Genomic DNA, 12,551 nt, shown 5'->3' on the forward strand with positions numbered 1-12,551 from the left:
CCGGGGGGTGTGGGGGGCAGGCAGCCCCCCACCTCGGTCGGCTCCGAAGGAGCCGAAACCTAGATGGCAGCGGCCACGGCCCGGCGGGTCATGACACTCACCAGATGCGCGCGGTAGGTGGGCGCGCCGTGGATATCGCCGATCATGCCGTCCGAATCGACGGAGAGGCCGTCGAGAGCCTCGTGAGAGAAGTCCTGCGAAAGTGCCTCTTCGGCCTCGGTCCAGCGGAACACGCCGGTCTCAGATGCCCCCGTGATCGCAACGCGCACGCCGTCCGCGTAGCGCGCGACAAACGCGCCGACGAGCGCGAAGCGGGACGCGGGCTGGGCAAACTTGGCGTAGGCCGAGACTTCGGCGATCGGGAAATCGACCGAAACGATGATCTCGCCCTCGTCGAGCGCGGTGTCGAACATGCCCTGGAAAAAGTCCTCTGACGCGATCCGGCGGGTGTTCGTCACGATGGTCGCGCCGGTGCCGAGCGCGGCGGCCGGATAACAGGCGCTCGGGTCGTTATTGGCGAGCGACCCGCCGAGCGTGCCGCGGTTCCGGACGGCGGGGTCGCCGATCTGACCGGCGAGCGCGGCGAGGCCGGGGAAGTGCGCCGCCGCGTCGCGGGCGACCACGGCGTGTGGCGTCGCCCCGCCGATCGACAGCGTGTCGCCGTCGCGGCAGACGCCCTGCATTTCGGGGATGTTGGTGAGGCTGACCAGCAACTCGGGCGCGGCGAGGCGCTGTTTCATGGTGGGGATCAGGGTCTGGCCTCCGCCTAGGGCTTGCGCGTCTTCGTCGGACAGAAGTTTCACAGCCTCGTCGATCGAGCCGGGGCGGGCGACATTGAAATCATACATGGTCGTCGCTCCTTCAGGCGTCTGCGGTGGCTGTAGCGGTCCGCTCGGGCACCGGCTGCCCCGACGCGGCGAGAATCGCACGGACAATGTTGTGATAGCCGGTGCAGCGGCAGATGTTGCCTTCGAGGTGGTGGCGGATCTCGGCCTCGGTCGGTTTGGGGTTCTCTTTCAGAAGCGCGGCCGCAGACATGATCATGCCGGGCGTGCAGAAGCCGCACTGAAGCCCGTGATGGGTGCGGAACGCCTCCTGGATCGGGTGGAGGTCATCACCGTCGGCCATCCCCTCGATCGTGGTGACCTCGGCGCCGTCGGCTTCGAAGGCGAACATCGTGCAGGCTTTGACCACGTCGCCGTTCACATGGACGAGGCAGGCGCCGCACTGGCTGGTGTCGCAGCCCACATGAGTGCCGGTCATGCCAAGGGTTTCGCGCAGAAGCTGAACGAGAAGCGTGCGCCCCTCGACCTCGGCGGAGACCGGTTTGCCGTTCACGGTGAGCGAGAGCGATTCCATCTTGGTCCTTTCGTCATTTCCGGCAGGCCGGCAGGGGCCGGAGCGGATCGCGGCGGATTGGACCTCTCAGCCCCGTCAGTGTCAACGCCCGACTCGACCCGTTTTCGGAGACAATCCGCGCGGAGAGAGTGCCCCGGTAGTGCCCCGCCGCAGGCGAGCCCCAATATATGCCCCACAAACTGTCTACAATTCTAAAAAAGCCCTAGGATTGGATACGTAAAGGCATAGTCGCGCCACATTATTGGCCGAATTCCCCGATAGCTCTGACCCGTCGCAGCAAGACAGTGGGTGGCGGACTGGCCATCTCCGGCCAAAGGAGGCCGTCCATCCCTGCAAGGACTGCGGCACTGAACCGGGTGAAAGATGGACGCTGGGCAACAACATTACGATGCGGGACTGGCCGAGAGCTTTGCGGATTCGCTGAGCCCCGGGACCGAGCTTCTGCACGGACAGTTCAGGATCGAGAAGTTCCTGAATGCCGGCGGCTTCGGCATGACCTATCTCGCCCGCGACAGCCTGGACCGGATCGTCGTCATCAAGGAATGCTTCCCGTCTTCCATGTGCTGTCGCTCGGACGGCAAGGTCATGGCGCGGTCGAAGCAGCATCAGGCGGAATTCGATGCGGTCGTGAAACATTTCGGTGCCGAGGCGCGGCGGCTGTCCAAGCTGCAGCACCCGCATATCGTCGGCATCCACCAGGTCTTCGAAGACAACCAGACCGCGTATATGGCGCTCGACTTCGTGCGCGGACGCGATCTTCTGGATACGATCGAGGACCCGCGGATGAAGCTGCATCCGCGCGACGTAAAGGACATCCTGCTGAAATGTCTCGAGGCGGTGCATTACATTCACACGAATGACGTGCTCCACCGCGACATCAGCCCCGACAACATCCTGATCGACGGGAAGGGCAACCCTGTCCTGATCGACTTCGGCGCGGCCAAGGAAGAGGCGACGCGTGCGTCGCGCGCCCTCTCGGCGCTGCACGTGGTCAAGGACGGCTACAGCCCGCACGAATTCTATATCGCCGGCTCGACGCAGGACGCGTCGTCGGACATCTATTCGCTCGGCGCGACCTTCTATCATGTCCTGACGGGCGTCGCGCCCCCGGACAGCCAGGCGCGGGTCTCGGCCATCGCCGCGGACCGCCCCGATCCGTACAAGCCGGTCTCGGGCAAGTTCCCGATGTTCGAGGATGCGTTCCTGCACGCCATCGACAAGGCGCTCAGCGTCTTCCCGCGCGACCGTATCCAATCCGCGCGCGAATGGACCGAACTGATCGACACCGAGCGCCGCCGCTCGGCCGCCATGGCGCAGGCCGAATTGGACCGGCAGATCGAACTGTCGATCTCGCGGCTCGTGGCTGAAACCAATCGCGCGGTGGAAGAGGACCTGAAAGCGCGCGAGATCAAGGCGGCGGAAGAGCGGAAGGAAGCCGAGAAGCTTCAGAAGCTTGCCGAAGAACAGGCGCGCCAGCGCAAGAAGACGCTGGATGAACTGGCGATGCTGGATGACATGACCTTCCAGGAAGAACAGGAGCGCGCGCGCGAAAGCGCGGCCAGACGGTCTTCCATGCAGGCATCGCATGACGAAATCTCGGGCCGGCGCCGACGCAAGTCGTTGCTGAGCCGTCTTCTGCCCTTCGGCCTGCTTCGCGGGACGATGCGCGGAAACGGCCGGTCGGATTATTTGTGAGAGGCAGACAAATGAAGCTCTTCAAGAACATGATGTCACGCAAGCCCGAGCCGGAAGAGACGGTTGGCAAGATCGACCTCGATATGGATGTCGAGCCCTTGCGCCGGAAGTCCGAGCCGCTTGCCGATGACACCGGCCTGCCGAACGCGTCGATCGACCCTGCGAAGCTCGACTCCTTCTTCTCCGAGCCCGGAAAGGTCGCCGCGCCCACGGGCGAGGAACCCGAAGAGGCCGAAGGCGCCGGTTGGGGCTCGGTCGATTGGGAAGATACGGATTGGGACGACGACGAGGATTGGGGCGACGACGATCTCGATGATCAGGGCGATGCACCTACCGCCTCGGCAGCCGGGAACGGCGACTGGTCGGAAGGCGGCGATTTCGCCCGCAAGACCCGTGCCCGCAGCCAGCTTGCCGGAATGGAAGGCGCGGCCGAGGACCGGATTCTCGAGAAGACGAACTCCAAGATGATCGACCGCGAGACGAGCCGCCGCCGTTCGGCGATGGCCCATCTCAAGGCCGCCGCCGCCGCGACCAAGGCCGACCGCGTGCTCAAGCATGTCGCGTCCCGCGATCCCGCCGGTGACCCCGAGGAGCAGAGCCCCTATCGCGACGACCTTGCGAAGGTCGTGCGCCCCCGCACCACCAGCCGGCCGATCAGCCGTCCCGCCTCGCGGCAGCGTTCGATCACGCCGCCCTGGGATACCGGCACGGGTGATCAGGACGCCGCGCGCTTCGCCGCCGCTGCCGAACAATCGCTTGAAGGGGACAACGCGCCGCTCATTGACGATGAGGTTCACGAGATGGCACAGGACCCGGCCGAGCGTTTCGCATCGAACGAGGACCGCTTCGCGACCGAGGACAGTGCATTCGGCGGCGATGCCGATGACGACGAGGCGCTGTTCGAGGACGAGCGCGCTCAGCACATCCCGGACGAGCTGACCGAGGACGATTTCACCGATGGCCCGGCCTTCGGCGTGAACGAGGCTGCCGCGTTCGACCGGTTCGAGGACAGCGGAGTCGCGGACGACCAAGACGATTTCGACGATATGGCCGAAGACGCCGGGTCGGACGAAGCCGATCTGCGCAATGCGTTCGCTGTTGCGGAAGAGACCGAAGAGACGCCCGAGGCGGATGACGAGGACGACATGGATTTCGACGAAGGACCGGTGGCGAGCTCCGCCGTCTCCGAAGCCGTCGCCATGGCCAACGAGCCGGACGATCCGTCCGAGGAAATCGACGCCGAGGAAGTGCGCCGCCAGATCTGGGACGTGGCGGGTGACGCCAACGTGGTCCGCGATCCCGCCGACCGCCAGGCCGATGGCATCGTGAATGTCGCCACCGCCGTCACCGGCCGCGCCGGACGCAGCGCCGGACGCGTGAAGACCCGTCTTCTGGGTTTTCAGGGTCCGGACAGCGAGGCGCCGGACGTCTTCGAGACGGCCAAGACCGCCACTTCCAAGACCGAGACCAAGTTCCCGGTCGGCTGGATCATCGTGATCGAAGGCCCCGGCCGCGGCACCTGCTTCACCATGTTCAACGGCGTCAGCCAGATCGGACGCGGCGAGGATCAGGCTGTGCGGCTCGACTTCGGGGACACCTCGATCAGCCGGAACAACCACGCCGCCGTCGCCTATGACGACGAACAGGCCAAGTTCTTCCTTGGTCACGGCGGCAAATCGAACCTGGTGCGGCTTAACGGGCGTCCCGTGCTGTCGACCGAAGAGCTGTCGAATGGCGACACCATTCGCATCGGAGAAACGACTCTGAAATTCGTCTCGCTCTGCGACGAGAACTTCAGCTGGAAAAACACCGACGGAGAAGACGCGGAACATGGCGAAAACGCCTGACATAAGGTTTGACGTCGCTTCCGTCCTGAATCGCGGCTGCCGCGAGTATCAGGAAGACGCGATCGCGACCGACTTCCCGCAAGGCGCGGAGTTCGGCTATGCCGTCCTGTCGGACGGGATGGGTGGACATGCCGCCGGCGACGTCGCGTCGAAGATCGTGGTCACGGAGGTCTTCAGCGAGCTGAAGTTCCAGTCTTCGGACGGCGAGCGTTTTGCGCGCAATGTGCGCGACATCCTGCGCAGTGCAGCGGTGTCGGCCAATGCCTGCATGGCGGCCCATACGTCTAACAATCCCGATACTGCGGGCATGGGCGCCACGCTGGTCGCTCCGGTCGTGGTACGCGACAAGCTTTTCTGGATCTCGATCGGGGATTCTCCGCTCTATCTTTACCGCGACGGCGAGTTGCGCCAGTTGAACGAGGACCATTCGCTCGGGCCGCATATCGACTACATGGTGCGCTCGGGCATGATGTCCGAGGACGTCGGCCGCAACCACCCCGACCGGAACGCGCTGACATCGGTGCTGATCGGGGAATCGATCGAGCGGATCGACTGTCCGGAAGCGCCCTTCCAGCTGAAGGACGGCGATATTCTGGTGGTGGCCAGTGACGGGCTGCAGTTCCTGTCGAACCGGCAGATCCGGGCCACCATCACACGCCACGCCGAAGAAGACAGCGCCGCCATTGCCGACAGGCTGCTGCGCGAGCTGTGCGAGCTCGACGATCCCGAACAGGACAACGTCTGCTTCTCGGTCATCAAGGTCGCGTTCCAGCGCGGCGCGGACGAGCATACGAACATCTTCACGCCCGAATTCGAGAAGCGGAAGGTGCGGCCGCGCCAGGTGACGACGCGCCCGATCAAGCCGCGCCCGGCCACACCGGCCGAAGAGCAGGCCTTCCCTTCGGCCAGCATGAAGGAACAGCCGCGGGAGGCCCCGCGCGCCGAGGCCGAACGGCCGCGGGACAGCGCGCCGATGTTCCTCCGCCGGCGCTGGATGGCCACTGACGGGGGCGGCGCATGAAGGACGCCGCTGCCGACGATACCGTCCTTGATCTGCTGCGCCACGCGGTCGAGACCGACGCGCTGCCCAAGGCGGCGCGCGGTCATGCGACCCACCTGATACAGCGGCTGTCCTCGCCGGTGCGGCTGACCCTTCTCGGTCCCCCCGGCAGCGGCAAATCGCACCTGATCAACATGTTCGTGGGGCGTGCATTTCTCCCGTCCGACCTCCATCTCCCAACCCTGGAAGTTACCTGGGGAGAGACCGAGCAGATCGAGGCGACGCTCGCCTCGGGCGAGAAGAAGACCGTGAGCGGTCTGGATTTCAGGACGGTTGCCGCCATGCAGCCGGCCTTTTTGCGCATTCTCGCACCTGTTCCGATCCTGCGGAAGGTTTCGATGCTGGAGGTCGTGACCAACGGGGATGCGGACGAAATGCGCTCGGCCGTAGATTGGGCCGTTCGGCGGACCGACATCACGCTCTGGTGCAGCCAGTCTTTCGGCGCGGGCGAGCAGACGCTCTGGTCCCGCGTTCCTGACGGGCTGAAAGACCACGCTTTCCTTGTCCTGACGAAGGCCGATATCCTATCCGCGAAAGGCGCGCTTTCGGGGCTTATCGCCGAACTCGAGACAGTGGTGTCCGAGGAGTTCCACTCCCTCTTTGCGGTGGCGACGCTTCAGGGGATCAAGGCGCAGTCGGTGCCCGGAAAGCTGGATGAGGCGATGTATCACGGCTCGGGCGGCAGCGCGCTGACTTCTGAGATCCTGCGCCACGCCGAGCGCGGCCGCCGTGCCGACCTCGACAGTGCACAGCTTTTCCTTGCGCGATATCAGACCCGGACCGATGGTGCGGTGACCTCGCGGATGCGGGTCGAGGCCTCGACCCAGGCGGCCGAGATCGCCGGTGGCGTGCCGTCGCCCGCGAATTCGCCCGAAGCCCCGCTCAACCCCGAAGTCTTCATTGGCGGCGCGCGGTTCCTCAAACGCAGGGGCGACTCGCTCGCTGCGCTGCTCGACAAGATCGAGCCAGGCGACACCCGCGCCATTCTGGATCAATGCACCGAGGCGGTAGAGCATCTGATCGATATGTTCAGCACCGATGACAGCGCCTGCGAGGTGGCCGACGCTTTCATCGACGATTTGTACGAGGCCTCGGAACTGCTGGTTCTGATGCAAAGCGAAGGGGGCGATGGCCCCGCCGCGGATGCCGCGACGCTGTTGTTGCAGTTGCGGCGCGAGATGGAGATGAAGCTGGCCGCGTAGGGAAACAGTTGCGACGGATTGATCACGGATAGGCCACAAAAAGGCCACTATGACCTAAGAGTTTCCATCTGTCGCAGTCGGTTCCGGCCCGTGAGGCCCGCGATCGGTGAGACGAATTGGAAAGGTATGAACGGTTAGATTGCCAAGATGAAAGTTGAGACGAGGATCATGGAGCAGGACGCGGCCCCCGCCGTTGGAAATGCAGACCTTCTCGGACGCGGGTTCGAGGGGCTTCAGCCATTTCTGACGCGCTCTCGCGAGTTGCGCCAAGCGCTCGTCAAGATTGGCAAGCTGGGCGACAAGGCCACCAACCGAACCGCCCGCCGCCTGCACCACCAGTTGAAGCACGCTGAGCCGTCGATCACGATGATCGGGCAGGTGAAGGCGGGCAAGACATCGCTCGTGAACGCGATGGTGGGCTTTCCCGACCTTTTGCCGGCGGATGTGAACCCCTGGACCTCGGTGGTCACGTCGCTGCACCTGAACCCTCATGTCACGCCCGAGGACAACCGGGCCAGCTTCCGCTTCTTCGATGGCGAAGAGTGGGGCAGGCTTCTGGACCGTGGCGGGCGCATCGGCGAACTGGCCAGCCGCGCCGGCGCCGAGGACGAACTGGAAAAGGTCCGCGCTCAGGTCATCGAGATGCGCGAGAAGTCGCGTGCGCGCCTTGGCGACAAGTTCGAGCTTCTGCTCGGCCAGCAGCACGATTACGGCTATTTCGACAGCGAGCTGATCGAGCGCTATGTCTGCCTCGGTGACGATTTCGAGGATGACTACGAGACGAGCCAGGCGCAGGGCCGGTTCGCCGACATCACCAAATCGGCCGAAATCTTCATGCACCGCCCCGAAATGCCGATGCCGCTCTGCATCCGCGACACGCCGGGCGTGAACGACACCTTCATGATCCGCGAGCAGATCACCATCCGCGCGATCCGGGAAAGCCGGCTCTGCGTCGTGGTCCTGGCCGCGCACCAGGCGCTGTCCTCTGTCGACATGGCGCTGATCCGCCTGATCGCCAACGTGAAGTCGCGCGAGGTCATCATTGCGGTTAATCGCTGCGATGAATTGAGCGATCCGGCCACGCAGATCCCCGAGATCCGCGACAGTATCCGCAAGACGCTGACCGATCATGACGGACCGAAGGATGCCGAGATCATCTTCTGCTCGGCCCATTTCGCGACCGCCGCCCTGACCGGGCAGGCTGACGCGATCGACGACGAGACGCTGAACAATATGGTCGACTGGGCCATGGCCGATGGCCGGATCACCGCGCCCGACGCGCTGACCGATGCCGAGCTTCTCTGGGACGCGTCCGGGCTGCCCGCGATCTTCGCCGCCATCTCGGAGCGGATCGTCGAAGGCAACGGGCAAGAGCTTCTGGACAAAGTGGCCAAATCGGCCATGAACCTTGCCAACGGGCTGAACGCCGCCCATCAGGTCGTGTCGCGCCGCGACACCGACCGCGCCTTGCCGCCGCTGGCGCCAGGGCAGATCGAAGGCGAACTGGACCGGATCGAGCGTGATGCGATCTCTGCCATGGACGAGGCGTTCGACGCCGCCGTGGCCGATTTCCAGAAACGTCTCGAACGGTCGCATCGCGGCTTCCTCGAACGCGCCACCGGATCGCTGTTGCAGCATCTGGAAGAGCATGGCGACGAAGAGGTCTGGCAATACGATCCGGGCGGGCTTCGCATCCTGCTGCGCACCGCCTATCAGGTCTTCGGCCGCTCGGCGCAGGCCGCCACACAGAAGGTTCTGGTGAAGACGGCCGAGGATTACGCGTCGGTATACTTCCGGCTGCTCGAAGTGTCGGAGGACGAGTTCGGCATCGAGGCGCCCTCGGCGCCGCGCATTCCGTCACCGGTTCTGTTGGGCCAGACCATTGCGCTCGACCTCAAGGGCACGTGGTGGTCGCGCTGGTGGCACAAGCGTCGCGGTTACCGCTCCTTCGCAACCGATTTCGCGGACATGATCAAGGCCGAAACCGATCCCATCGTGGCCAGCCTGAGCGGCCCGCATGTGGATTCGATCCGCGAAGCGTCGGTCCGGACGCTGCGCGAGTTCATCTCCGAACAGCGCGGCATGCTGAGCCGTGTCGCCGCCGAAGCGGCGGCGGGCAACGCGGATCAGGCCGACGCGATCCTCAGCACCTCGGGCGCAGCAGAGAAGCGTGCGCAGCTGCAACAGGCCATGGCAACGCTGACGCGCCTTGCGGCATGACAAGTGAATATGGGTAGACAATGAACGAGCATGAGTATCCCGACGCCGAGATCGACGGCGATTTCGATGTGATCGAAGCCGGTGAACCGGCGGCACCGCGTGCGCCGGCCCCGCTCGCTGCGGACGATACCGGAACCGGCAAACCCCGGCTCTGCCTCATGGGTGAGTTCAGCGCGGGCAAAAGTACTCTTTCCAACCTCCTTCTGGGCGAGGCCGCGCTGCCGGTGAACGTCACCGCCACGCAATTGCCCCCGATCTGGATTTCACACGGCGATGAGGCACCCTATCGTGTCGATCTCGATGGTGAGGAATACGAGCTCGATCTTGAGCGGCTGACCGATGTCTCGGTCGAAGACACCTCGCATATCCGTATCTTCCGCGATGCGCCATTTCTTGAGCATTGCGACCTGATCGACATGCCTGGGATCTCGGACCCCAACATGGACGCCGACGTGTGGCAGCGGGTTCTGCCCATGGCGGACATGATCGTCTGGTGCACCCACGCGACCCAGGCCTGGCGGCAGTCGGAGGCGGCGGTCTGGAACACGATCGCGCCCGGCTTGCAGGCCCGAAGCCTGCTCCTGCTCACACGGATGGACAAGATCCTGTCCGAGCGCGACAGGGCCCGCGTGGTCAAGCGCGTCGGTCGTGAAACAAAGGGCCTGTTCCACGGCCTGTTCCCGATCTCGCTGACCCGCGCCATGGCTGCGGGCGATGACGCGGGAAAATGGGCCGAGAGCGGCGCGGCGGATTTCGAAGAGGCGCTTCTCGCACAGCTTGGCGCGATCGCGGAGGGCCGGGCTGACGCTGCGGCCGAGGCCGCGGCTGCCGCGACGCCGGACCGGGTCGTGATGCCCGCGCGCATCCGCCCGCGCCCACTGGCAGCGCGCCGGACGGCTCGAACCTCGGGCCACGACGCCGCCTGACCCGATACCACCGGGGCGCAACGCTTTTTCACCTGTAATGGCGGGGGGGCTTGCACCCTGCGCGCTGCGCCCTCACAAAGGTGGGGTGGCCGGAAACGGCTGCCTTAAGGGGTTTGGGCATGGACGTCGCTGAGACACTCGACAAGTTGCGCCGTGACATCGGCCGTTGCGACCTTGCGCTTTTCGTCGATCTGTCGACGGGCTCGGTCCTGTCCAGCGCGACCGGAATGCCCATTCCACAGGAAGAGCTGGATGCCCTGAGCGTGGTCGCGCAGGAGACGCTGACCGGCCAACTGCCGGAAAGCGCCGAGGGTGTGACCGGCGCGCCGCAGGCTGTGCAAGCGGTTCTGATGACGTCGGACGCCGCAACGGTGGTCCAGCGCGCCTCACCCGAGAGCGCCGAAGCGCTGGTCTGCGTCTGTGGTGCGGATGTCGGAATCGAGGATGCGATGACCCATGGTCGCCGCGCGCTTGACCGCATCCTCGCGGCCGGATGACGAGGTCGCCGTGAACGACTTCGCCCGTCTGGAGCAGAAAATCGGCAAGTTGAGAGACCGCGAGCGGGCGCCGGGAGATGGCCGCGCGCTGAGGGCGGCGGACGGTCCGGGGCTGTTGGCGGCGCTCTTGCAGGAAATCGACGAGATCATCCTGCCGCGCCGGGTCACCCTGACCCTTGCAAATGGGACGAGTATCAATCTGGCCGTGTCGAACCGACGGCTTCAGGGCGTTCTGGCGCCCGCTCCAGACGCCTTGTCGAAGGTGGCAGGCGTGGCGCTGAAAGGCGCTGAGGACGATGCCGCAGCCGGGATCAAGGCAGGTCTGGCCAAGCTCTTCGAAGGCGGCGGCTCCGTTGGACTTATCGCGACGCGGCTGGGGGACGACGACCTGGGGTCGGATGCCGGTGTCTCGGCCAGCCTGCTGGCGCGGGCTTGGTCGATCGACCTGGGACCAGCCGGGCCGGCCGACCCTGGCGAGGTGATCACGCGCTTCCTGGGGGAAATCGGGAATGCTGCGTCCTGCTGGCTGAAGATCGAGGGCGAGGATATCGTCGAGCAATCCGGCGGTGAGGCCGATCTCGCGCAGCTCGCCGACACGGCGGCGTTCTTTCTCGATGCCTATCTGAACAAGCGCGACAGCTTGGTCGGCCACGGACGCGGAGCGAAGCTCGTGACGCTCGAAAGCGAGAGCCGGGCTTTGATCTTCGTAGACGGCGAGGGGCATTCGGCCTTCGTCACCGCGCCTGCGGGCGGGCTTGCCCGGATCGTATCGCTTTGGCAGGCAGCGCAGAGTTGAGCGCCTAACCGCCGCCGATCAGCTCGGCCACCAGCGGATTGGGAAAGCGCCGGTCCAGCGTGACGGCATAGAACGTTTCCGACATGCCAGGCAGGGCCGTTGCCTCGACGATACGGCCGCTTGCCAATTCGTCCCGGACGACGATGGGCGGAAGGACGCCAAGGCCCGCGTCGCTGCGCACCAGAAGACGCATCATGGCCATGTCGTCGACCTCGGCCGCGATCTGGGGGCGGACGCCGAGCCGTGCGGCGAGCGCATCGAAATCGGTACGGATCGGGCTGTCGGAACCCGGCAGGATCAGCGGGTGCTGCGACACGAGGGTGGCGATGTCGGTTTCGCCCTTCACCCGGTCGGGCGTGCCGACAAGGCTGACGGTGTCCTCGCTGAGCTTATGGGCGATCCGGGGCGTGACTGCGTCGCGCTCGGGCGGGCGGTTGGTCAGCACGACATCAAGCGCAATCTGGTCGAGCGCCGCCATCAATTCCGCAGGGCTGCCCGACCGCAGGATGACGTCCACATCCGCGCGCCCCACGATCGGGGCGAGAAACCCGATCTGGAAGTTGCGACTAAGCGTGGCGACCGCCCCCACACGCAGTGCGCGGCGGGCGGTGCCGGATTGCGCCAGCTCCTCGAGCAGGTCCTCGCCCCTCTGGAAGATGGCGTCGGCATGGTCGAGCGCGATCCGCCCCGCCTCGGTCAGTTCGAGCCTGCGGCCCCGACGTTCGAACAAGGCATGGCCCAGGCGCTCTTCCAGCGTTCGGATTTGGACGGACAAAGCCGATTGCGAGACGTTCATCCGCTCGGCGGTGCGCGTCAGGTTCCCGTCATGGGCGACGGCGTGGAAATAGCGCAGGTGCGCATAGTTGATATTGGCCATTCGTTCTAAAATATAGAACGTATCGTAAATAACAATGTATTTTATTTCAAGAATGGCCCACGCTATCTGAAC

At 65.1% G+C, this 12,551-nt stretch carries 11 protein-coding genes; 8 read left to right on the plus strand and 3 right to left on the minus strand.

Annotated elements, in window-relative coordinates:
* Window positions 1-59: 59 nt before the first annotated feature.
* A complete protein-coding gene (locus tag GQ651_RS16805) occupies window positions 60-848 on the minus strand; it encodes an FAD binding domain-containing protein (RefSeq protein WP_160765430.1) in 789 nt (262 codons plus the stop codon).
* 13 nt (window positions 849-861) lie between these two features.
* Window positions 862-1,359 (minus strand): (2Fe-2S)-binding protein, encoded by a 498-nt coding sequence (locus tag GQ651_RS16810; RefSeq protein WP_160765431.1) that lies wholly within the window; start codon window positions 1,357-1,359, stop codon window positions 862-864.
* A 363-nt stretch (window positions 1,360-1,722) separates the two neighbouring features.
* On the opposite strand from GQ651_RS16810, the gene GQ651_RS16815 reads away from it, so the two are divergent.
* The 8 genes from GQ651_RS16815 (at window position 1,723) to GQ651_RS16850 (ending at window position 11,602) form a co-directional block, all read left to right on the plus strand.
* Window positions 1,723-3,054, plus strand: coding sequence for a serine/threonine protein kinase (locus GQ651_RS16815; protein WP_160765432.1), 1,332 nt, complete (start codon window positions 1,723-1,725; stop codon window positions 3,052-3,054).
* 29 nt (window positions 3,055-3,083) lie between these two features.
* The gene (locus GQ651_RS18820; protein WP_227258316.1) at window positions 3,084-4,901 is read left to right on the plus strand and encodes an FHA domain-containing protein; all 1,818 of its coding nucleotides are present in this window, start codon (window positions 3,084-3,086) and stop codon (window positions 4,899-4,901) included.
* Window positions 4,885-5,922 (plus strand): PP2C family protein-serine/threonine phosphatase, encoded by a 1,038-nt coding sequence (locus tag GQ651_RS16825; RefSeq protein WP_160765433.1) that lies wholly within the window; start codon window positions 4,885-4,887, stop codon window positions 5,920-5,922. The genes GQ651_RS18820 and GQ651_RS16825 overlap by 17 nt, the downstream gene beginning before the upstream one ends.
* On the plus strand, window positions 5,919-7,163 hold the full coding sequence (locus tag GQ651_RS16830; RefSeq protein ID WP_160765434.1) for a hypothetical protein: 1,245 nt from the start codon (window positions 5,919-5,921) through the stop codon (window positions 7,161-7,163). The genes GQ651_RS16825 and GQ651_RS16830 overlap by 4 nt, the downstream gene beginning before the upstream one ends.
* A gap of 168 nt (window positions 7,164-7,331) precedes the next feature.
* The gene (locus tag GQ651_RS16835) at window positions 7,332-9,383 is read left to right on the plus strand and encodes a dynamin family protein (RefSeq protein WP_160765435.1); all 2,052 of its coding nucleotides are present in this window, start codon (window positions 7,332-7,334) and stop codon (window positions 9,381-9,383) included.
* A gap of 20 nt (window positions 9,384-9,403) precedes the next feature.
* A complete protein-coding gene (locus GQ651_RS16840; RefSeq protein ID WP_160765436.1) occupies window positions 9,404-10,309 on the plus strand; it encodes a dynamin family protein in 906 nt (301 codons plus the stop codon).
* 119 nt (window positions 10,310-10,428) lie between these two features.
* Window positions 10,429-10,806 (plus strand): hypothetical protein, encoded by a 378-nt coding sequence (locus tag GQ651_RS16845; protein ID WP_160765437.1) that lies wholly within the window; start codon window positions 10,429-10,431, stop codon window positions 10,804-10,806.
* A 10-nt stretch (window positions 10,807-10,816) separates the two neighbouring features.
* Window positions 10,817-11,602 carry a hypothetical protein gene (locus GQ651_RS16850; RefSeq protein WP_160765438.1) on the plus strand — a complete coding sequence of 262 codons (786 nt, stop codon included), beginning with the start codon at window positions 10,817-10,819 and terminating at the stop codon, window positions 11,600-11,602.
* A gap of 4 nt (window positions 11,603-11,606) precedes the next feature.
* Here GQ651_RS16850 and GQ651_RS16855 read toward each other — a convergent pair whose 3' ends face one another.
* Window positions 11,607-12,479 (minus strand): LysR family transcriptional regulator, encoded by an 873-nt coding sequence (locus GQ651_RS16855; protein ID WP_160765439.1) that lies wholly within the window; start codon window positions 12,477-12,479, stop codon window positions 11,607-11,609.
* Window positions 12,480-12,551: the final 72 nt, after the last annotated feature.

Source organism: Kangsaoukella pontilimi (assembly GCF_009830125.1).
Lineage (GTDB): Bacteria > Pseudomonadota > Alphaproteobacteria > Rhodobacterales > Rhodobacteraceae > Kangsaoukella > Kangsaoukella pontilimi.